The 21,260-nt window shown below is 66.7% G+C and carries 21 protein-coding genes; 10 read left to right on the top strand and 11 right to left on the bottom strand.

Annotated features, from left to right (window positions below):
* Positions 1-113: 113 nt before the first annotated feature.
* Positions 114-500, top strand: a complete 387-nt coding sequence (locus PKE80_RS01260) for a VOC family protein (protein WP_008829330.1) — start codon at positions 114-116, stop codon at positions 498-500.
* Positions 501-641: 141 nt separating this feature from the next.
* On the opposite strand, the gene PKE80_RS01255 is transcribed toward PKE80_RS01260, so the two are convergent.
* On the bottom strand, positions 642-1,586 hold the full coding sequence (locus PKE80_RS01255) for an acyl-CoA thioesterase (protein WP_271180935.1): 945 nt from the start codon (positions 1,584-1,586) through the stop codon (positions 642-644).
* Between the two features lie 132 nt (positions 1,587-1,718).
* Between PKE80_RS01255 and PKE80_RS01250 the strand changes: the two genes are divergently transcribed.
* Positions 1,719-2,348: a LysE family translocator gene (locus tag PKE80_RS01250; protein WP_008829328.1), complete on the top strand. Its 630-nt coding sequence runs from the start codon at positions 1,719-1,721 to the stop codon at positions 2,346-2,348.
* Positions 2,349-2,351: 3 nt separating this feature from the next.
* On the opposite strand, the gene PKE80_RS01245 is transcribed toward PKE80_RS01250, so the two are convergent.
* From PKE80_RS01245 to metX, 4 genes are all read right to left on the bottom strand, one after another.
* The gene (locus PKE80_RS01245) at positions 2,352-3,041 is read right to left on the bottom strand and encodes a hypothetical protein (protein WP_271180934.1); all 690 of its coding nucleotides are present in this window, start codon (positions 3,039-3,041) and stop codon (positions 2,352-2,354) included.
* Between the two features lie 87 nt (positions 3,042-3,128).
* Positions 3,129-3,740, bottom strand: a complete 612-nt coding sequence (gene metW, locus PKE80_RS01240; protein WP_008829326.1) for a methionine biosynthesis protein MetW — start codon at positions 3,738-3,740, stop codon at positions 3,129-3,131.
* A complete protein-coding gene (locus PKE80_RS01235; RefSeq protein WP_271180933.1) occupies positions 3,737-4,171 on the bottom strand; it encodes a GNAT family N-acetyltransferase in 435 nt (144 codons plus the stop codon). The genes metW and PKE80_RS01235 overlap by 4 nt, the downstream gene beginning before the upstream one ends.
* Positions 4,168-5,277 (bottom strand): homoserine O-acetyltransferase MetX, encoded by a 1,110-nt coding sequence (gene metX / locus PKE80_RS01230; RefSeq protein WP_008829992.1) that lies wholly within the window; start codon positions 5,275-5,277, stop codon positions 4,168-4,170. The genes PKE80_RS01235 and metX overlap by 4 nt, the downstream gene beginning before the upstream one ends.
* 57 nt (positions 5,278-5,334) lie before the next feature.
* Between metX and hisC the strand changes: the two genes are divergently transcribed.
* From hisC to PKE80_RS01215, 3 genes are all read left to right on the top strand, one after another.
* A complete protein-coding gene (gene hisC, locus PKE80_RS01225; RefSeq protein ID WP_370424431.1) occupies positions 5,335-6,462 on the top strand; it encodes a histidinol-phosphate transaminase in 1,128 nt (375 codons plus the stop codon).
* Positions 6,459-7,373 (top strand): prephenate/arogenate dehydrogenase family protein, encoded by a 915-nt coding sequence (locus PKE80_RS01220; RefSeq protein ID WP_271180931.1) that lies wholly within the window; start codon positions 6,459-6,461, stop codon positions 7,371-7,373. The genes hisC and PKE80_RS01220 overlap by 4 nt, the downstream gene beginning before the upstream one ends.
* A gap of 114 nt (positions 7,374-7,487) precedes the next feature.
* The gene (locus PKE80_RS01215) at positions 7,488-8,267 is read left to right on the top strand and encodes a transglutaminase-like domain-containing protein (RefSeq protein WP_271180930.1); all 780 of its coding nucleotides are present in this window, start codon (positions 7,488-7,490) and stop codon (positions 8,265-8,267) included.
* Here the strand turns inward: PKE80_RS01215 and PKE80_RS01210 are convergent.
* The 4 genes from PKE80_RS01210 to ftsE are packed head-to-tail and all read right to left on the bottom strand — an operon-like array spanning position 8,264 to position 11,166.
* On the bottom strand, positions 8,264-8,968 hold the full coding sequence (locus tag PKE80_RS01210) for a lysophospholipid acyltransferase family protein (RefSeq protein WP_271180929.1): 705 nt from the start codon (positions 8,966-8,968) through the stop codon (positions 8,264-8,266). The two genes, PKE80_RS01215 and PKE80_RS01210, sit on opposite strands and share 4 nt — an antisense overlap.
* A complete protein-coding gene (locus tag PKE80_RS01205) occupies positions 8,965-9,504 on the bottom strand; it encodes a YdcF family protein (protein WP_008829997.1) in 540 nt (179 codons plus the stop codon). Before PKE80_RS01205 ends, PKE80_RS01210 begins: the two co-directional genes overlap by 4 nt.
* 31 nt (positions 9,505-9,535) lie before the next feature.
* Positions 9,536-10,456 (bottom strand): cell division protein FtsX, encoded by a 921-nt coding sequence (locus PKE80_RS01200; protein ID WP_036525963.1) that lies wholly within the window; start codon positions 10,454-10,456, stop codon positions 9,536-9,538.
* Positions 10,453-11,166 carry a cell division ATP-binding protein FtsE gene (gene ftsE, locus PKE80_RS01195; protein ID WP_271180928.1) on the bottom strand — a complete coding sequence of 238 codons (714 nt, stop codon included), beginning with the start codon at positions 11,164-11,166 and terminating at the stop codon, positions 10,453-10,455. Before ftsE ends, PKE80_RS01200 begins: the two co-directional genes overlap by 4 nt.
* Positions 11,167-11,330: 164 nt before the next feature.
* Here ftsE and PKE80_RS01190 point away from each other — a divergent pair, with 164 nt between their 5' ends.
* Both PKE80_RS01190 and PKE80_RS01185 read left to right on the top strand, forming a co-directional pair.
* Complete coding sequence (locus PKE80_RS01190) at positions 11,331-12,203, top strand: zinc-ribbon domain-containing protein (protein ID WP_271180927.1); 873 nt, start codon at positions 11,331-11,333, stop codon at positions 12,201-12,203.
* A gap of 209 nt (positions 12,204-12,412) precedes the next feature.
* Entirely contained in the window at positions 12,413-13,660 is a 1,248-nt protein-coding gene (locus PKE80_RS01185; protein WP_271180926.1) for an outer membrane beta-barrel protein, read from the top strand.
* Between the two features lie 396 nt (positions 13,661-14,056).
* On the opposite strand, the gene PKE80_RS01180 is transcribed toward PKE80_RS01185, so the two are convergent.
* On the bottom strand, positions 14,057-14,680 hold the full coding sequence (locus tag PKE80_RS01180; protein WP_271180925.1) for a polysaccharide biosynthesis/export family protein: 624 nt from the start codon (positions 14,678-14,680) through the stop codon (positions 14,057-14,059).
* A 233-nt stretch (positions 14,681-14,913) separates the two neighbouring features.
* On the opposite strand from PKE80_RS01180, the gene PKE80_RS01175 reads away from it, so the two are divergent.
* From PKE80_RS01175 to PKE80_RS01165, 3 genes are read left to right on the top strand one after another with little or no spacing between them, the layout of a single operon-like run.
* On the top strand, positions 14,914-17,079 hold the full coding sequence (locus tag PKE80_RS01175) for a GumC family protein (protein ID WP_271180924.1): 2,166 nt from the start codon (positions 14,914-14,916) through the stop codon (positions 17,077-17,079).
* Complete coding sequence (locus PKE80_RS01170) at positions 17,072-18,214, top strand: glycosyltransferase (protein WP_271180923.1); 1,143 nt, start codon at positions 17,072-17,074, stop codon at positions 18,212-18,214. The genes PKE80_RS01175 and PKE80_RS01170 overlap by 8 nt, the downstream gene beginning before the upstream one ends.
* A 13-nt stretch (positions 18,215-18,227) precedes the next feature.
* Positions 18,228-19,694 carry a hypothetical protein gene (locus PKE80_RS01165; protein WP_271180922.1) on the top strand — a complete coding sequence of 489 codons (1,467 nt, stop codon included), beginning with the start codon at positions 18,228-18,230 and terminating at the stop codon, positions 19,692-19,694.
* A gap of 4 nt (positions 19,695-19,698) precedes the next feature.
* On the opposite strand, the gene PKE80_RS01160 is transcribed toward PKE80_RS01165, so the two are convergent.
* Complete coding sequence (locus PKE80_RS01160; protein WP_271180921.1) at positions 19,699-21,132, bottom strand: lipopolysaccharide biosynthesis protein; 1,434 nt, start codon at positions 21,130-21,132, stop codon at positions 19,699-19,701.
* Between the last annotated feature and the right edge of the window lie 128 nt (positions 21,133-21,260).

The following is a 21,260-nucleotide window of genomic DNA, read 5'->3' as shown; positions in this document are numbered from 1 at the left end:
ATAAGTCCGCGCTCCATCCGTTGCGCGATATCTCGCGCCCCTGCGCCTCCGCTCGTTGACCCCTGCCGTGCGCGCCGACACTCTCTCCGCAAACGGGAAAGGGAGAGGAAACCGTGCTGCTCAAGTCAATCCGCCTCGGGTCGAACGACCTTGCCAGAACCCGCGCGTTCTATGACGCGACCTTCGGTGCGCTGGGCCTCGCACCCTGCTCGACGCCCGATCAGTACCCGATCGTAATGTGGGACCTTGGCGGCGTGCGCTTCCTGCTCGGCCCGGCGCGCGACGGCGAGGCGTGCACGCACGGCAATGGCGGCACGATCCTGTTCGACGCGCCGGATCAGGATGCGGTCAGGACTTGGCACGCGGCGGGCCTGGCCAACGGCGGCACCGACGAAGGCGCCCCCGAGGCCAAGCCGCAGGCGCGCGGCGCCTTCGGGGCCTACCTGCGCGACCCCGACGGCAACAAGCTCGGCGTCTATTCCGGGCTGAGCATGGGCTGAAGTGTGATCGCCTGCGACTATGCCGCCGTCATCCCCGCGAAGGCGGGAACCCATCTCCCGATGCTTCATGTTGCACGGGCATCAGTTGGGTCCCCGCCTTCGCGGGGATGACGAAAATTGGAAGCATGTCGAAGAGGGTGATCACGCCGCCCGGTCCACCACGACCATCGTGAAGGTCGAGGTTGCCGAGTGGCGGCGTTCGCCGTTCATCAGGTTCTCGGCCCAGAGTTCGACGCGGATGAGCACCGAATCGGGGCCTGCCATGACGACCTCGGAGATCAGCTCGATCATCTCGCCCTCGCGGATCGGCGACTTGAAATCGATGCGGTCGGACGTGCCCATGATCATCGGGCGGCGCATGTGGCGGCTCGATGCGATGAAGGCGGCGCGCCCCATCATCTTGAGCGCGTCGCCGCCGAACAGCGAGCCGTAGTGGTTGGTCTGCGCCGGGAACACCATGTCGACCATGTGCAGCCGCCCGGTCTCCACCGAAGGCGCGGGCTCGGGCAGCGGCGGGAACGGGAGCTTCGTATCCGGCCCCTTGGGCGCGACGAGGACGAAAAGGCCGCGCGTGCAAAGGCGGCGCTCGCCGGTGAGCGGGTTTTCGGCGACCAGTTCCACTTCGACATCGACCGATCGGGTGCCGACGCGGGTGATCAGGCCGGTCGCCTCGATCAGATCACCGATGCGGCCGGGGTTCTCGAAGTCGATGCGCTCGGTCCGCGCGGTGACGAAAGGCGCGCGGGCATGGCGGGCGGCGACGAGGAAGGCGATCTTGTCCATGTGCGCCAGCGCGACGCCGCCGAACAGGGTGCCATGGTGGTTGGTGTCGCCGGGAAAAACGGCGTCGATAAGCTGCACCGCGTGCGCGGCGGGAGTGGTCTTCAGGGTCATGTCATACTCGTCGATTCGGGTCACGGTCGCCGGACGCCCTCCCGAATACGAATGGGATACGCGGCCGTCGGCCTGGTCGGGAATCGTCTCCACGGGATGGACGACCGGCTCGGCATGGAGGGGGCGATGCTGCGCCCTTGGCCGGTCTGTCAGCTGCGGGCGCGGCGAGGCGCCCGGCAGAAGGCGGCGCACCTCGCAGCCGGGCAGGCTCCGGTCAAGCGAAAGGGCAGCGATTATCTTGCAGCTTGTGCCACTGGTGTTGCCTTGTCCGCACCTCGGGCATAAGCCGCGCCTTCTTCAATCCCGTGCAAGGACCTGCGCACCGTGACGCTTCATACCTGGTGGCTTTTCGTCGCCGCCGTCTTCGTGGTTTCCGGTACGCCGGGGCCGAACATGCTCCACGTCCTGTCGCGCAGCGTCGAGATGGGCGCGCGGCGCAGCACGATCGCGATGGCGGGGTGCCTCTGCGCGATCTTCCTGCTGATGGGTTCCTCCGCCGCCGGACTGACGACGCTGCTGCTGGCGCTCCCGGGTTCGTTCGAAGTGCTGCGCTATGCCGGTGTGGCCTATCTGGTGTACCTCGGGGTGAAGTCCTGGCGCTCGCCCGTGGCACCGCTCGACCCCACCGAGGGCGAACTGCCGCCCGCTCCTTCGAGCCTCGCGGTGTTCCGGGGCGGCTTCACGATCGCCATCAGCAATCCCAAGGCGATCCTCTTTGCGGCAGCCTTCTTCCCGCAGTTCATCGACCCCGCGCTGCCCAAAGTGCCGCAGTTCGCAATCCTGCTCAGCACGTTCGCCGTCATCGAAACCGGGTGGTACTGCGCCTATGCGCTGGGCGGCCGTTCGCTGGCGGGCTACCTCACGCGCCCCGCGATCAAGCAGGCGTTCAACCGGGTGACCGGCGTGTTCTTCATCGGCTTTGGGCTGGCGCTGCTGAAAGCGCGGCCGCACTGACGCTCACTTGATCTCGCGGGTGACGTTGCCTGCGGGATCGAGCAGCCTCACCCCCGGCGTCCCGTCTGCACCCACGCCCAGTGTCAGTCGCGGGCGGCCTTCGGCATCGCTCAGCACCAGCGATGCCTCTCCCGTCGCATCGCGGCCGAGCCAGATGCGACGGGCCGATTCGAAGCCTGCCTCGGCCAGCAGCCGGGCCCGCTCCGGCCCCGGCGCCATGTCGCGCAGGCGGCGCCCCGCCGCCACGTCCATCAGCCTGTCCGGGCGATCGGTGACGATGACGCCGACACGGCGCGCCTTGCCCTCCTCAGTGCTCACCATCTGCAGCGTCTGGTCCTGGTGGTAGCGATCGAAGGTCAGGCTGCCGCCGTTTGTGGGCACGCCGTTCTTCATCCCGCCGTCGAAAACGAGGCCGCCGTTCTCGTCGCCCTGATCGTTGAAGAAGATCATCCCCGCTTCCTGCCGGTTCGGGTGCGGATGCTCGACCCCGCCAAGGATCAGGCCGGGAATGCGGGCCTTGCCGGAGATCGTCATGCGCAAGGTGCCGTCGGGTTCGCGCACGTTGATGCGCTGGACGTCGATGGTTTCGAATTTGGTGGCAGGCGCCGAAACGGCGGTGAGGCCGAGCCACACCGTCGCCAGCGTCATCACTGCAGCATAGGCTCCGACGGCTTTCGAGGCGTCAATTCGCAAGGGTCGTCTCCCGGAAGAGCGCGGGCAACCCGGCCCGCCGGTTCCGAGAGAGAATCATGCCTCGCCCAGCAAGGCAACCCTCGCGGCTCAGCCCCCGCGCGAGAGCAGGAACACCGCGTGCTCGGCGCGGAAGTTCGCCGCCGCCGCGCTGCACTGGGTATCGCCTGAAAGGAACCAGCGTCCCTCCACCGTGATCCCGCGTTCCTGCAGCAGCGCGCGGAAATCGTTCACCGTCAGGTGGTGGATGTTGGGCGTCTCGTACCAGGCGATCGGCAGCAGGCGCGTCACCGGCATGCGGCCGTTCCACAGCAGCGAGGTGCGGACCCGCCAGTGCGCGAAGTTCGGGAAGCTGACGAAGGCCTTGCGGCCGATGCGCAGCAGTTCCTCCAGCACCATGTCCGGCCGCATCGTCGTCTGCAGCGTCTGCGACAGGATCGCGTAGTCCACCGACTTGTCGGGATAGAACGCAAGGTCCTTGTCGGCATCGCCCTGAATCACCGAGAGGCCCTTGGCCACGCAGGCGCCTACGTTCAGCGCGTCGATCTCCATACCGCGCGTGGCGCAGCCTGAACCGTCGCGCAGGGCCTGCATCAAGGTGCCGTCGCCGCAGCCGACGTCGAGTACGCTGGAATCCAGCGCGACGTTCTCGGCGATGATCGCAAGGTCCGGGCGCAGGCCGGTCTTCATCGCGGGGGTCATGACGCCACCTGCAACTGCACGGCGAAGGCGGGCGAGAGACGCTCCATCAGCCGCTCGGGCCGCATCAGCGGATTGAAGCCGAGCGCGGCGTAGACACCGTGCGCGTCGGCGGTGGTCAGCGCGAAACGGCGCACCGTCTCGTAGCCAGGATGGTCGAGGAACCATTGCACCATGCGGCGGCCGAGGCCCGCCCCGCGTGCAGGCTCATCCACCCAGACGTCGGCGAGCCAGGCGAAGCTGGCGTAATCCGTGATCATGCGGGCGAAACCGACCTGCCCATGTTCGGGGTGATAGGCCCCGAGACAGTGCGAGCCCGCGATCTGGCGCTCGACCTGTTCGATCGCGATGTCGGGCGTCCAGTAGCTGGAAGCGAGCCAGCCATGCACGCGCGCCACGTCGAGGCGGGTCTTGTCGTCGGAAAGCTGGATCATCCGATGAACCCCTGCACCACACGGTCGAGCGCGGGCACGTCGAGCAGGAACGAGTCGTGCCCGAACGGTGCGGAAAGCTCAACGAAGCTCACCGGCAGGCCCGCCGCGTTGAGCGCGTGGACGACATTGCGCGATTCCGCCGTGGGATAAAGCCAGTCGGTATCGAAGCTGACGAGGCAATACCGCGCCTTCGACTTCGCGAAGGCATTGGCGAGCATGCCGCCGTGCTCTTCGGCGAGGTCGAAGTAGTCCATCGCGCGGGTGATGTAGAGGTACGAGTTCGCATCGAAGCGGTCGGTGAACGACAGCCCCTGATAGCGCAGGTACGATTCGATCTGGAAATCCGCGTCGAAACCGAAGGTCTTCTCCTCGCGGTTCTGCAGGCGGCGGCCGAACTTCTCGGTCAGGCCCGCTTCCGACAGATAGGTGATGTGCGCGGCCATGCGGGCGACGGAGAGGCCCTTTTCCGGCCCCTTGCCGAAGGCATAGTAATCGCCCTCGCGCCATTCGGGGTCGGCCATGATCGCCTGACGCCCGACTTCGTGGAATGCGATGTTCTGGGCCGAATGCCGCGCAGTCGAAGCCAGCACCAGCACCGCGCGCGTACGCTCCGGGAAGTTGGCGGCAAGGCTGAGCACCTGCATCCCGCCCATCGATCCGCCGACAAGCGCGTGAAGGCTGTCGATCCCCAGAGAATCGAGCACAGCGATGTGCCCCCGTACCATGTCGCGGATGGTGATGACCGGGAAGCGCATGCCCCAGGGCGTACCGTCCGGGCCGTCACTGGCCGGGCCGGTCGAACCCATGCACGAGCCGATCACATTGGCGCAGATCACGAAGAAACGGTCGGTGTCGATCGGCTTGCCAGGGCCGACCATGCGCACCCACCAGCCGGGCTTGCCGGTCTTGGGGTGGTTCGACACGACATGCTGGTCGCCGGTCAGCGCGTGGCAGATCAGGATCGCATTGTCCTTGGCCGCATTCAGCGTGCCGCAGGTCTCGTAGGCGATGCGCGCGCAGGGCAGCATCTGCCCGCCGTCGAGCAGCAGCGGCATGTCGAGGTCGAGGTGGCGGTTCTCGATAGGGGGATTGAGCACGGTTGCCATGATCCGAGCCCCAATAGAGGCTCAATCGGACTCTGTCATTAGCCGCCATGGTGCGTTATGGGGCCGGCCGTCATGAGCGAAACGATCACCACTCCGAAAGCCCCGACTCCCAAGCCCTGGATCGAGGCGATCCACGCCTATGTGCCCGGCAAGTCGAAAGGCAAGGACGGCCGCTCGCTCATCAAGCTCTCCGCCAACGAGAACCCGTTGGGCACCAGCGAGGCCGCGCTGGCCGCGAAGGCCGCCGCGCCCGCGCTCTATCCGGACCCCGACAGCACCGCCTTGCGCACCGCGATCGGCGCGCGCCACGGCATCGATCCGGCGCGCGTGGTCATGGGCACGGGCTCGGACGAACTGCTCAACCTTGCGGCGCAAGGCTATGCGGGCCTCGGCGACGAGGTGATCTACGTGCGCTACGGCTTCTCGGTCTACGACATCGCCGCGCGCCGCTGCGGCGCGACGCCCGTGGTCGCGCCCGATCTCGACTACGGCACCGACGTCGATGCGCTGCTGGCACTGGTCACCGAGAAGACCCGCGTGGTCTTCGTCGCCAACCCCAACAACCCCACCGGCTCCTACCTGCCCAAGGGCGAGATCGCGCGCCTGCACGCTGCCCTTCCCTCCGACGTGCTGCTGGTGCTCGACCAGGCTTACGGCGAATATGTCGCGCCCGAGGACGAGGACGGCGCGCTGGCGCTGGCCGCCGTGCATGACAACGTGCTGGTGACGCGCACGTTCTCCAAGATCTTCGGCCTTGCCGGAGAGCGGATCGGCTGGGGCACCGGCGCGCCCGGGATCGTCGCCACGCTCAACCGCATTCGCGGCCCGTTCAACGTCTCCTCCACCGGGCAGGCGATGGCGGAGGCGGCGCTGGCCGACACCGCCTTCGTCGAGGCGAGCCGAGTCCACAACCGTGACGAGCGCGGCCGTTTCGTCACGAAGCTGGAAGCGCTGGGCAACCACGGGTTGCGCCCGCTGCCGAGCCAGGCGAACTTCGTGCTGATCCTGTTCGAAGGCGCCCTCACCGCCGAAACGGCGTTCGAAGGCCTTGCGGATCGCGGCTACATCGTGCGCTGGCTGCCGGGCCAAGGTCTGCCGCAGGCGCTGCGCATCACCATCGGCAAGAGCGCCGACATGGACGCCATCGCCGAGGCCCTGCGCGAAATGGCGGAAAGCCCGAAATGAGCTTCGCGAACATCGCCATCATCGGGCTCGGCCTGCAGGGCGGTTCGATCGGCCTCGCCGTGCGCGAGTTCCTGCCTGAGGCACGCACCACCGGCTTCGACCTCAGCCCCGACCACCGCGCCCGCGCCGCCGAGCGCGGCCTCGTCGACAAGGTCTGCGCCACTGCCAGCGAAGCTGTGCGCGATGCCGACCTCGTGATCTTCTGCGTGCCGCCGGGCGCGATGGGCATCGCCGCCGAGCAGGTGCGCGGCGCCCTGCCCGCGACCGCGCTGGTCAGCGACGTCGGCTCGTCCAAGCAGGCCATCGCCAAGGCATTGGGCGAAGCGCTGCCCGACCACGTCGTCATCCCCGCCCACCCCGTCGCCGGCACCGAGAACTCGGGGCCGGACGCAGGCTTCGCGCACTTGTTCCGCAACCGCTGGTGCATCGTCACCCCGCCCGCCAAGGTGGACATGGTGCGGTTGTCGCAGCTCGTCGGCTTCTGGGAAGCGCTGGGCGCCAACGTCGAGATCATGACGCCTGAGCACCACGATCTCGTGCTCGCGGTCACCAGCCACTTGCCGCACCTCATCGCCTACACCATCGTCGGCACGGCCTCCGATCTGGAAGACGTGACGCAAAGCGAGGTCATCAAGTATTCGGCCGGCGGCTTCCGCGACTTCACCCGCATCGCCGCTTCCGACCCGACGATGTGGCGCGACGTTTTCCTGTCCAACAAGGACGCGGTGCTGACGATGCTGCAGCGCTTCACCGAAGACCTGACCGCCCTCCAACGCGCGATCCGCGTCGGCGACGGCGAGCAGTTGTTCGATACCTTCGCTCGCACCCGCGCGATCCGCCGCTCGATCATCGAGGAAGGCCAGGACGACGCGCGGCCGGACTTCGGCCGCGGGGATCACGAGGGCCGGTAAAGCACGTCATCCCAGCGAAGGCCGGGATGAGGGCCACTTTGTTTATGGGGGCTTGGAGCTACCGGGCATCTCGTGCTTTGAGCGGGCGAACCTCCTGCTCGAGAGCCCGACGCCATGCAGCTATCCATCCAGACTATGCTTGAATACGCCGTGCCCGGCCCCGTCGACGTCCTGCTCCAGATCGAGGCTGCGATTATCCCGGAACAGCGCGTGCTGCACGCTCACATCGAGCTGCCGCCGCTCGAACATTTCGCCCGCGTTCCCGCGCAGGCTTGCATCGGCGAACGCATCTGGCTGCGCACCTCCGCGCCGCTGACGGTCCGCTACGAGGCCACGGTAGAGGTCGATCGCTTCCTCGCCCCGGTGGACGGGCTCCCGGCCGTGCCCCCGCACAGGCTGCCGGGCGAGACGGTCGATTACCTGATGCCCTCGCGCTACTGCACCTCCGACACGTTCCACGACTTCGTGGAAAGCGAGTTCGCCGGATTGCAGGGAGGCGCGCGCGTCGGCGCGATCCGCGACTGGATCGCCGGAACGCTCACGTACGAACCGGGCTCCAGCGACGCCTTCACCACTGCCGCCGACACGTTCCAGAGCCGCAAGGGTGTCTGCCGCGACTACGCGCACCTGATGATCGCGCTGGTCCGCGCCAGTGCCATCCCGGCCCGCTTCGCAAGTGCCTACGGCATCGGCGTCGAGCCGCAGGATTTCCACGCCATCGCGGAAGTCTTCCTCGACGGCGCTTGGCATCTCGTCGATGCCACCGGGATGACCACGCCCGACCGCGTCGCCAAGATCGGCGTCGGGCGCGACGCGGCGGACGTTTCGTTCCTCTCCAGCTTCGGCGAGGTGGAAATGCTCTCGCAGACCGTCCAGGTCAGCGCGGCGGCCTAGATATTCAGCGCGTTGATCGCGGCGTGGACGCGCGCCTCGACCTCGTCCCGCGGGAGGCCGGGGGCGATGCGTTCGCCGACGCGCAGGGTGATGGTCCCCGGCTTTTTCCAGCGGCGGTGGTAAAGCCGCCCGCTGTCGACCGCCACCGGCACCACCGGCAGCCCCAGCAGCTTGTAGAGCCCCGCGAAACCGGACTGCAGCGGCGGCTGTTCTCCCGTCTTCACCCGCGTGCCTTCGGGGAAGATCGCCAGCGGGCGGCCCTGCGCGGCGAGACCGCGCGCGCTCGACACCATGGTGCGGAGAGCCTTGGCGCCTTCGCCACGTTCCACCACGACCGCGCCATAGCGGCGCAAGGCCCATCCCCAGCCGGGGATTTCGGCCAGTTCCGCCTTGGGGAAAGGGGCCGGACGCTGCATCTGCGCGGGCAGGTCGATCGCCTCGTAAAAGCTCTCGTGCTTGATCGCGACGAGCACGCCCTCGTTCGGCAGTTCCCCTTCGATGACAAGGCGGATGCCGAGCAGCCAGCGGGCGCACCAACGGTGGAATAGGCCCCAGCCGCGCACGGCGCGGCGCAGCGGCTCCTCGCCGAACAGCGACCCCACGAAACATGCGGTGACCATCACGATCGTGCCCGGATAGAACACGACATAGAACAGCAGCGAACGCACGACGTCGAGCGGGTTCGCCCTTTCGGAATTCATCGCAGGGCTTCCCAGAGGTTGAGCGCGGCACGGGCCAGCAGCTTGTGATATTCGAGGAACAGCGTGCTCAGGCTGGGATGCGAAGGTACGCCGTCCAGTTCCAGCCGCACGTCATCGGGAAACTCGCGCGCGATCTCCAGTGCGGCGCGGCGCATGTGCCAGTCGGCGGTGACGAGGCGCACCGACTTGGCGTTATGCTCGGTCACCCATTGCACCGCCTCGACCGCGTTGGAGCGGGTGTCGTAGGCCCGGTAGCCCAACGTCACGCAGCAGCGCATCAGGCGCGCGGGCACCCGGAACTGGTGCGCGAATTCGCGCGGGCGCACTTCGCGATCGACGCCGGAGACGAGCATGTCCGGTGCCTTGCCCGCCTCCAGCACCTTGACCGCATGCTCGATGCGGCCCTGGCTGCCGGTGAGGACGATGATCGCGTCGGTCTTCACGCTCGCGGGCAAAGGCCCGGGCAGGGAAACGGCGAACCACAGGAACCCGAAGGCCCAGAGCAGCACGACAGAGGCGGTGAAGCGGCGGAACATAGATGAATAGCTATATAGGGGTTTGCGCCGGTTACAGCATCTTTCGCAGCGCATGCAGCACGGTAAGTCGCGCCGTCAGCATGGCGAGCAGCGTCGCCAGCACCGGCACGACCGCAAGGATCAGCCAGTCGCTCCACACCAGCGCGCCGCTGTCGACCAGCCCCGCACCCAGCCCCTCGAACCGTCGCCCGAGGGTGAGGATCACCACCATCGCCAGTGCGAGGCCCACTGCACCGCCGCCTGCCGCGTCATAGCCGATCGAGCGCTGGAACACCCGCGCCACTTGCGCGTCGGTGCCGCCGAGCAGGTGGACGATCTCGATCGTGTCCCGGTTCGCCCCCAGCGCCGATCGTGCCGCCAGCAGCACGGCCGCCGCCAGCGCGCCCGCCAGCAGCGCGACGATCACCATCGCCAAGACCTGCAGCGACACCATCGCGTCGAACACCGGCCGCAGCCAGTTCGACTGCGCATCGATCCGGGCGGACGGCGCCACCGGCGTCACCCGCTTCGCGATCGCGGCCAGTTGCGCCGCGCTCGCAGGGCCGTTCAGGCGCACGTCGATGAGCGCCGGAACGGGGATCGCCGAGCCGGTCGCCGCCGCGATGCCGGTGCCCAGCCAGGGTTCGATCAGCGCGTCCAATTCCGCCTGCGGAACCTGCCGCAGCCCCGCGACGCCGGGCATCGTCTTGATCGCCTCGACCGCGCGCGCGGCTTGCGCTTCACGCACGTCAGCCCGCGGCTCGATGATCTGCACGGTGACGCCGCCGTCGATCTCGGCCTTGGCCGCCGAGACCGCATTGCCGAGCGCCAGCCCCGCCGCGAGCGCAATGGCAGTCATCGCCACCATGATCGCGATGACCCAGGGCATCGGCCCGGACATGCGCCCCTGCGGGATCAGTTCGACCCGGCTTCCGGCGGTGAACCAGCGGCCCAAAACCGAGGAGCGCCTCACGTCAGCTTCCTCGGCGGATAGCGCAGCGCGCCGGTGGGATCGGAAAGCCGCCCCTTGTCCAGCCGCATGATGAGGCTGTCGGGCACCTTGCGCAGCAGATCTAGGTCATGGGTGGCGACCACCACCGTCGTGCCCTGCCGGTTGAGCATCTCGAACAGGCGGATCAGCTTGGCGGCCATGTCCGGATCGACGTTGCCGGTCGGCTCGTCCGCCACCAGCATGGCAGGGCGGGCGATGACGGCCCGCGCGATGGCGACGCGCTGCTGCTCGCCGCCCGAAAGCGTGGCGGGGCTGGCGTCGATACGGTCGGTCAGACCCACCCATTCGAGGATGTCGCGCACCGGCCCGGCGATGTCCTTCTCGGCATGGCCCGCCACGCGCAGTGGCAGCGCCACGTTGTCGAAGGCGGACAAGTGCTCGATCAGGCGAAAGTCCTGGAACACCACGCCGATCCGGCGGCGCATCACCGGCAACTGCGCGCGCGGCAGGGTGATCGCGTCGGTCCCGAACATGCGGATCGCCCCGCGCGACGGCCGCTGCGCCAGATAGAGCAGCCGCAGCAGCGACGTCTTGCCCGCGCCGCTCGCGCCGGTGAGGAAATAGAACCGCCCGGCATAGAGCGTGAACGTCAGGTCGCTCAGCACCTCGCGATCGGTGCCGTAGCGCAGGCCGACATTGTCGAAGTGGATGATTTCCCCGTCGCTGGTCATGCTCGTCAAGGATCGTGTTGCAGAACTACTGTGTTCCAGTCGGGCCGAACGGGCGACCTTCATGCCTATAGCCATCCATGCATGTGGAAAAAAGAGCGTCATGGCGCGAACCCACAGGCGAGGCGCTTGTCGCGCGCGAGCAAGCCGTGCTTATGGATGCGATCATGATCATCGCCTGTCCTGCCTGTTCCACGCGCTACGCTGTCCCCGACAGCGCCATCGGCGTGGAAGGTCGGACCGTGCGCTGCGCCAAGTGCCGGCACAGCTGGTTCCAGGAACCGGCTGAACTGGAAACCGAAGGCGCTTTCGCCGCGCCGGTCGAGGCCGAAGCGGCCGTCAGCCCGCCGCCGGTACATGCCGCGCCCGTGCAGCCAGCTCCGGAGCCGGTTTCCCAACCGATCCCTCAGGCTGCAGCACGACCGGCGCCGCGCCCCGCCGTCGTGGTTCCCCGCGCCCCGGAACCGGCTGCCGAGGCCCCGCGCTCCGAACCGATGCCGCCGCCGGCACCCTCGCGTCGCCCCGGTCCGGTCTATTACGACGACACCTCGATCAAGCCCTATTCCGACGAAGGCCCATCGAGCTTCGATTTCTCACCGCCGTTCCGTCCGCGCCGCAACTGGTCGCGGATCGGCACGTTCGCCGCAATCGCCTTTGCGGTGGCGACGCTAGGCCTCGCCGTCGCCGTCGCCGTGGGCGGGCTGCCCGACTGGCTGCCGATCCCGCGCGCGACGTTCAGCCAAGCCCAGCCCGACCTCAAGCTGGACTTTCCGCGCGGCCGCCAGGATCGCAAGCCGCTGCCCGACGGCACCGAGTTCTTCAGCGTCAGCGGCACGATCACCAACATCGGCGCCGAGACCCGCAAGGTCCCCTCGCTTCTCGTCGTCCTGCGCGACCGGCGCGAAACCGTCGTCTACGCCAAGGAAGTGGTGCCTGCGAAGAACCGCCTTGCACCCGGCGAGACGATCACCGTCAACGAAGCGCTGACCGACATCCCCAAGTCCGCTTCCGCTGCAGAGATCGGCTGGAAGCCCGACTGATCTGAACGCCCTCCTCGCAGGAGGACGCGCCCAGCCCGTGGCGAATGCTTCACCCGTGACAAATGGTTCATTTGCTGCGCGCGTGCCGTGCCCGCAAACACCGTCAAGCGGGCATCAACTCTCGCGGGGGCACGAATCTTGGAGCGCGGGCGACCTTGAGGCGAAAAGCGGCGAACAGGCTGGGTCGGTTCGGAACGAATCCGGCGCTGATGCCGTATCTACTGGGCCTGATCGGCGCCTGTGCGGCGCCGAACGTGCAGGCGCAGGACGCCTCCACAAACCACCTCTACGGCGATGTGGCGATCTCCGTCCAGAAGCGCGCCCGTCCCGAGTTCGATCCAGTCCCCATCCGCCTCGGCAGTTTCGAAGGCCTGGCCTCAAGCGAAGCGCGCATCGCCTGGGACGACAACATCTATGCCACGCGCGATGACAGGGTGCACGATGCGCTGGCGGTGGTATCGGGCAGCTTCTCCGCGCACTCCACCTGGAGCCGCCACGCCCTCTCGCTGGACACCGATGCAGCGCTGGCTCGCGGCCTGTCGCAGACCAACGAAGATACCGAAACCTATGACGCCCGGCTTGGCGGCCGCCTCGATCTGGGCACCCGGACCCGCCTGTCCGCCCGCGCGAGCTATTCGCGCGCCTACGAAGCGCGCGGCACGATCGGGGACACCACGCTGCGCGGCCCGCGCATCGCTTACAATGCACTGGAACTGGGTCTGGAGGCCGAGCACACCGCAGGACGCCTGATCCTCGGAACTCAGGCAAGTCTCGATTCCTACCGCTACGCGCCCTATCGAACCGACAGCGTGCAAATCGGGCAGGGCGACCGCGACTATCGGACCTGGAGCCTTGGCGCGAGTGCGGGCTATGCCGTGGCGCCCGGCGTCGCGGCATTCGTGGAGGGCAGCTACAATCAAGCCCGCTATCCGGACGATACGGGCACGTTCGACCGCAGTTCCAGCGGCTGGTCGCTGCGCGGCGGCCTCGCCTTCGGGGTCACGCGCCTGATCCGGGGCCGTGCCGCAGTCGGCTACCAGGACCAGCGCTACGACGACACGGCCTTTCCACACATCAAGGGGCTCGACTTCAGCGCCGGTCTCGAATGGAGCCCAACCCGCCTGATGACCTGGACGATCGAGGCACGCCGGTCGATCCAGCGCTCGCCCCTCGTCGGCATCGCAGGCATCCGGCAGAGGCGATATGGCACCCGCATTGACTACGAAGCCCGGCGCAATCTGCTCATGTGGGGGCGCCTGGATCGTACCGTCAGCGAATATGCGGGGACCGAGCGTAGACAAAGCGATCTCTCGGGCAGCCTGGGCGCCGACTGGCTTCTCCGTCGCAACTTGCGGCTTGCAGCCCAGTTGGGCTTACAGAGCACCCGCAGCAATGGCGCTGGCGGGCGTGAGTTTGATCGCAGGCGGATGTCGGTGTCGCTTAGGTACACCCTATGATGCCGACCCGCTGTTACCAGTAAATCCACAAGCATGCGGTTGGCGATGGCCGTGATGCGGACAGAGGCGACCCCGGCACGTTGATCCGACTACTGGCGGCTCCACTCCAGCATCTGCTGAACGTCACACGACGTCCCTATGACCATCCGCCAGTTTCACGCCCTTAATCCGCCGGGAATTATGTGTGGCATCCCATAGCTCGCCTGAGCACATGCGGTAGCATCATGGACTTTGGCTCAAACTGCATCTCACGGCTCGATACAGTGGCGCATGCCCCCTTTGCCCAACGGACACGACAGCTCGTTACTGAAATTACACTCAAGTCCTGCTCGAGACCGAGCCATCACAATTCACGACGCCTTGGCTTTACTTACCCGAAGAACCCATTTCAAAATATCAAAAGTACCGCTCCAGAATACGTATGGTATCGCCCGGCATTACCATAACAACCAGTCCGGCGTTGAGTTCTACCGACTTTTCGCCTGGTTGCGGCCCACGACGCAGGTTCACGCGCCGCGCATTCGCACGATAGCTGAAACCACCCGCCGCTGCGACGGCCTGTTCGACCGACATGCCAGCGACATAAGGATATTGCCCGGGCCTCTGGACTTCACCCAGAATATAGTAGGGCCGGTAGGTCAGAACTTCGACGCTGACCTTGGGGTCAGTCATGTAACCATCCGCGATCCGGTTCGTCAGCATGCGTGACAGGTCTTCCACCGTCTGTCCGTTGGCATCGATCGTCCCGACCAGCGGAAAAGCGATCCTGCCCGCGCTGGACAAGGCGTACTCACCGGAGAGGTTGGGTTCGTTGTAGACGGTGACACGCACCTTGTCGCCGGCTCCAAGGCGGTACGCCTCCATCCCCATGCGGGCTTCGGCCGCAGTCAGGGGCGAGGCGCCCGAAGTCGCGCACCCCTGCACGAGCACAGCGAATACGCTTGCCACGACGGCATCGATCAAGCGCCGATGCGGATTGCAGACCTTCGACACTTGCCCAATCTCCATTTCGCCGTGCATCGCACCAAGTACGGCGATGAAAACCGGCCCTCACAGAATACTCCAATTACAAAAATGAAATTCAGGTTATAAATAATTTATTTCACCATTAACTTCGTTAATTTCAAATTTGAAACCGTTACATTTTTGAAATCGCGCAACTGTTACTTGCGTGCCCAGTGCAAACCAGCCGAAATTGCACTCGATTCCAGCAGGCCATTGCAGCGCCGCCGGAAAACAGGGGTGGTGTCAGCGTGAATCAACCTATCGTCCTTGCGCCGCCGCCCGGCGCCCTCGTTCCCGTGTCGCGACCGGCCCTTGCCATCGATACAGACCGGATTGATCCCGGCGCCCTGATCGGCTTTCTGCGTCGTCGATGGCACATCATACTGGGAGCGCTCCTGACTTCACTCGCCGCTGGCTTTGTCGTCACAACAACCCAGACCCCCACCTACCTTTCGACCGCCGAGGTCACGCTCGACCCGAAAGTCGAGCCGATCGCCCCCCTGACCGAAGAGGATCGTCTCGCCGCTCAGGGCGGCATGGGCGAGACCTGGATCGACACGCAAGTAGAGGTCATCACGTCCAGCGCCAACATCGCGGCCGTGGTCGACCGCCTGGCTCTCGCCCGCCGCTTCGCCACTGACGGGCGCAGCGGCGCCGAAGCGCGACAGGCAGCGATTGACTATGTCGCCGACGGAGTCTCCGCCTTCCGCTCCGGCGCGACCTATACGCTCTCGATCAGTTTCGAGAGCGAGGATGCCCGGGAAGCGGCGCGCATCGCCAACGCCTTCGCTGCGCAGTACACGCAAGGCAGCGTCACCGAGAAGGATGCCGCCGACACTCGTGCCCTGCGCGAAGTCGGCGCACGGATGGACAAGGCAAGCGCGCAGGCATCCGCCGACGCCGCCACGCTTTCCCGTTACCGCCTCGCGCACGACCTACCGAGCACCAGCGACCGCTCGCTCACCGAACAGGAAATCTCCGCCTACAACCAGGAAGTCACTTCAGCCCGCGCGCAGGCAGCGGAAGATGCCGCCCGGCTGGCGACAGCGCGACAGCAACTCGGTTCGGGATCGAGCGGCGAGGATGTCGGCGAATCGCTCGGCTCGCCTGTGATCGCGTCCTTGCGCCAGCAGCAGGCCGCATATGCCGCCGAGATCGCTTCGCTTTCCGGCAAGTACGGCCCGCGCCACCCCGACCTCGCTCGCGCGCGCAATCAGCTCGCATCTGTGGATGCCCGGATCGCCGAGGAGATTGGTCGCGTGGTGTCGAACCTCTCCGCCCGGGCAGCGGTTTCCGAGCGTCGCCTGGCTTCGCTCTCTGGTTCGCTGCACGCATCCGAAGGCGCCCTTCGGCGGGACAATATGGCCATGGTCGACCTCCAGGACCTCGATCAACGGGCACAGGCCTCGCGCCAGCTCTACGAAAGCTACCTCGGCCGCTACAAGGAACTTGCCGCCCGCATCGGCATCCGTCAGCCGGAAGCCCGGGTACTCCATCCGGCACAGCCCAGCGACAGGCCGGCCCGCCCCGACGTCCTGCTCAACATGGTGCTGGCCGGCGCGATCGGCCTCGGCCTTGGCCTTGCCTGCGCCATCGCGGCGGAACTGATGTTCAGCGGTTTTGCCACCGGCGAGGAGATCGAGAGGCGTCTGGGGCTGCGCTACTTGTGCTCGATCCCCGAACTGGCTTCGGTCACGGGTCGCAGGGCGCTGGCCGCCCCTGTTGAGGCAATCGTCGATCAGCCACGCTCGGCCTTCGCGGAGGCATTCCGCAACTTGCGCGCCTCGATCGCCTTCGCGGTCGAGAATCCACGGATCATAGCGGTGACTTCCGCCTTGCCTGCCGAGGGCAAGACGACCGTGGTCCTGTGCCTCGCCCGGTCGATGGCGGGCGACGGAAACGGGGCCACGGACGCGATCCTGCTCATCGACTGCGACGTGCGGCGACGGGGCGTCAGCCGGTGGGTCGGCGGCACGCGCGACATCGGGCTGCTGGAAGTGCTGCGCGGCGATGCCAGGCTGGAGGACGCGATCGTCACCGACCCGCGTACAAGGCTCTCGATCCTGCCGCTGAGCGCCGGGCGCGAAGAAGACCACGCGCTGCTCACCGGTCCCGCGATGGACGCCCTGCTCGCTACGACCGCGCAGAGCTTCGACGCCGTCATCATGGACACCGCGCCGGTACTGCCGATGGCCGATGCCCGGCTGCTGCTGGGCAAGGCCGACGCCGCCGTCATCGCCGCGCGCTGGCGCCGGACACCGGAAGCCGCGATCCGCTCGCTTCTCCGGCTGCTGCCGGAAGGTGCGGTCGGCCTTGCCGGGGTAATCCTCACCCGCGTGGACGTGCGCAAGCAGGCCGCGTTCGGCCTCGACGAGAACGCATTCTACAAGGCGTACAAGGACTACTATGCTTAACCTGCGCCCGGTCTCGGAGGACGGCGACGACAGCCTGCTCCACCATGTCCGCCAGCGCTTCCGCAAGGTGGCGATCGTGCACTACTGGCTGGTCACCATGCGCGGCGGGGAGCGGGTAATCGAACGGCTGCTGCGCCTTTTCCCCGAAGCCGACATCTTCACCCACGTCTACGATCCCGCGCGCGTCTCGCGCACCATCGCCGGGCGCAAGGTGACCACCAGCTTCATCCAGAAGCTGCCCGGAGCGCGCCGGCACTACCAGAAATACCTGCCGCTCATGCCCATGGCGCTCGAGGAAATGGACCTGCGCGGCTACGATCTGGTCATCAGCAGCGAGAGCGGCCCGGCCAAGGGCGTCATCACCGATCCCGACGCTCTTCACGTGTGCTACGTCCATTCGCCGATGCGATACTTGTGGGACCACTACCACCAGTATCGCGAAGGGACCGGGCCTTTGAACCGTGCGGTGATGCCCTTCCTGTTCCACCGCCTGCGCACCTGGGACGTCGCATCCGCCTCGCGCGTCGACCGCTACGTCGCCAACTCGCACTTCATTCAGCGCCGTATCGAACGCGCCTGGCGAATGCCTTCGACCGTGGTTCACCCTCCCGTCGATGTGGACCTCTTCGCCCTGTCCCGCGAAGTCGACGACAACTACCTGTGGGTGGGCCAACTGGTGCCCTACAAGCGCCCGGACCTTGCGGTAGAAGCGTTCAACCGCCTCGGCTTGCCACTGACCGTGGTGGGGGACGGGCCCATGGCCGCGAGCCTGCGCCGCATGGCGGGCCCTACGGTAACGATCATCCCCCGGCTCGATTTCGCGAACTTGCGCCGACACTACGCGCGCTGCCGCGGATTCGTCTTCACCGCCGAGGAGGATTTCGGGATCGTCCCGGTCGAGGTCATGGCCTCGGGACGGCCGGTACTGGCCTTCGGGAAAGGCGGCGCTCTCGACACGGTCGTCGACCGCCAGACCGGACTGTTCTTCGATGAGCAGACCGTCGAGGCACTCACCGAAGCGGTGTCGAGGTTCGAGGACTGGCTACCTTCCTTCGAACCCGAACTGGCCATGCTGCAGGCCCGCCGCTTTTCCCCCGCCGCCTTCGACGCCGGGATACTGCGATCGTTAATGTGACGGGGAGACGGACATGGAACTGACCCTCATCGGGGCGATCGAGCTGATCATCGCGCTCGCCCTGTTCATCCTGGGATCGGTGCGCGCACTGTTCGTGCTGGTGATATGCGCGACGCTGCTGGGCGGCTCGGCAGCGATCAATCTCACGGCGCTGGGAGGATCGTCGGTCTCGCCCGCGCACTTCGCGCTGGGTTTCCTGCTGCTGCGCTGCCTGGCTCCCGGAGGTGTCGGGACGGCCGATCTCGGCTCGGCGTTGCGCGGCAATGTCTGGCTGATCGTCTTCGTCGCTTACAGCGTCCTTGCCGCACTGCTTCTGCCGCGTATCTTTGCCGGGGAGATCGACGTCACCCCTCTCCGCGGCCAGATTCGCGCCCGGTACGGAACCCAGCTCGGCCGGATCCTCGCCGCCGAACCCCTGCGCTTCACCACGCAGAACCTGACGACCGCCGTGTACATGGTCGGCACGATGGTGATGGCGCTGGCGACCCACGCAGTAATGCGCCACAGGCCGGATGGCGGGCGCATACTGGCTCGCACCGGCGCCGTGATCGGCATTATCCATGCGCTGTCCGGCTTTGCCGGTGTCATCCTGCGCGGGACGCCTGCGGAAGCTGCTTTCCATTTCTTCCGCAACAACAATTACGCGCAGCTCGATCACGAATGGGGCGGCTTCGTGCGAATGAATGGCCTGTGGCCCGAAGCGTCCTCCTTTGCGAGCTTCGCCGTAGTCTGGTTCGTCTTCGCCTTCGAGTGCTGGCTGCGCCGCGTCGAGCCCCGCTGGACCGGAGCGGCCGCGTTGCTTCTCGCCGTCGCCCTGCTCACCAGCACTTCATCTACGGCCTACGTCGGGCTTGTGCTGTTCGGCGCGCTCATGGCGCTGCGCACCCTCACGACCCCGCGCCTGCTGCCTCTCGACCGGCTTGCGTGGCTGTCGCTCGCGGGCATCGCCGCCGGTATCCTCGCCAGCGCGCTGTTGGTGCTCGAACCTGCTCTTGCGGCAGCGATGCGCCGATTGCTGGAGCACATGACGCTGGACAAAGCCGAATCCTTCTCCGGCAGGCAGCGGTTGTTCTGGGCGGGGCAAGGGATAACAGCGTTCATCACCTCGCACGGGCTTGGCATTGGTCCGGGCTCGTTCCGCTCGTCAAGCCTTGCCACGGCGATACTGGGATCGACCGGCATCGTCGGCGCCTGCGCATTCGTGCTCCACGCCGTTCGGGCCGTCGCCCCGCTCGCGGCATCGACCTGGAGCCGCAGCGGGGATCGCGATCGCGACGTCGCAGCCGCCGCGGCATGGTCGGTCGTCGTGGCTATCGGCGTCGCTTCGGTGTCGTCGCCAAGCTGCGATCCCGGGCTTGCCTTCGCAGTCCTGTCCGGCAGCGCGATCGCGTTACGCACCGGGGGCAAGCCCGGGGACAGGCATCGTTCCGGGAAGGCTGCCATCCAAGGTCCGTGGCCTTACCCGGCGGCTACGGCCTGAATCTTCAGGTCGGTTGCCGCTGCAGGCGCAGTCGACGCAGGAAGGCCGCCAGTTGCATGCGCCGCGAGCGTCCCATGAACGCCAGAACGACGGCCACGTAGACAAGCCCGCCCTGCGTCACCAGGAACGCTATGCGAGCCAGGGCACCCAGGCTCCTGGAATCTCCCTCCACGGGCATCGTATCGCCTGTCCCCCACACGACGATCGCCATGACCAGCGCTGCTCCCAGTGCCGGAGCGATCCCGCCCAGCACCTCTCGTGCAAGAACGCCGGTGGCGCGCTGCAGCAGGGCCAGTTGCAACGCGAGCGTCACATAGGCCCGCATGACGTAGGCGACCGCGAACCAGACAAGCCCGTATGGCGCCGCGACAAGGCAGAACAGCAGGGTAAGGGCAAGCTGTATCCCGGCCAGCCTGACCATGATCCCGGCCTTGCCGAGAACCGTCAGTGCAGGATCGGCGAAGAAATTCAATGCGAACGGCGGTGCCAGCAGGCACAGTACCCGCACCACCGGCACGCTTTCGCCCCACTGCGGGCCGAACAACAAGGGTATCAGCGCGTCGGCGAGCACGCCTATCCCCGCTATAGCGGGAAAGGCGACCATCGCGCTGGCCGAAACCATCTCCACATAGCCGCGCCGAAACGCAGGCATGTCATGCCGCAGCTTGGCCAGCGTCGGCACCGCGACAGTGGCAAACGGGCTGATCACGCCCTGCGCGACGACTTCGATCGACTTCCACGCCGTGCGATAGACGCCCACGCCTACGGGCCCGGTCGCTCGCCCCAGGATCATGTCCTGCGTGCGGTTGAGCGCTACGAGCAACAATTGCGAAGTGGCGACGCCTACGCCCAGTCGCCATTGTGCCCGCAGCGTCGTCCACGAGAAGTGCAGTCCCGGCCGCCAGCGAAACGCATGCCAGGCAACGAGCGTACCGACCGCCTCGCTTGCAAAGCGCTGTACAACCAGCGCCCACACCCCCCACCCCGCCTGGGCTGACAGCAGCGCGAGCGTCCCACCGATCAGCCCCGCGCCGAACGAACGGATCGCCAGCGCACGATGGCCAAAGGCGCGAAGCGTCCGACTCATATGCGAAGCGCCTGCCGCAGAAACCGGCACAACGCAGCCAAGCGCAGCAATGACAGGCGCAGCGGCGGGACTGCCCATGGCATTGGCCAGCGGATGGCGCAGCGCGAAGCAGGCGATCGCAACCAGAACTCCCATGCCGAGGTTGCCCCAAAACACGGTGTCAGCAAGGCGCGGCGTGATCTCTGGCGCACGGTAGAGGCTGCTGACCAATCCGCCCTGCGCTACTATCTTGCCCACTTCCGCCACGGCGAGACCGACGATGAAGACACCGAAGGTCGCCGGATCCAGTCGGTGCGCCAACGCGGCGAAGACCACGAAGCCGAACACCTGATCTCCACCGAAACGGACCACGCTCCACCCCACGGCACCGGCGGCGCGCCGGCTCAAACGAGTGCCACCTGCGATTTCCGGATGCCCTGCCATAACGGACTTGAATAGAATTGCCGCAGATGCGAGACAATACCCAGTTCATGTAATTG

The sequence above is a fragment of the Novosphingobium resinovorum genome, assembly GCF_027922145.1.
Lineage (GTDB): Bacteria > Pseudomonadota > Alphaproteobacteria > Sphingomonadales > Sphingomonadaceae > Novosphingobium > Novosphingobium resinovorum.
This window is presented reverse-complemented; position numbering and strand designations above follow the sequence as displayed.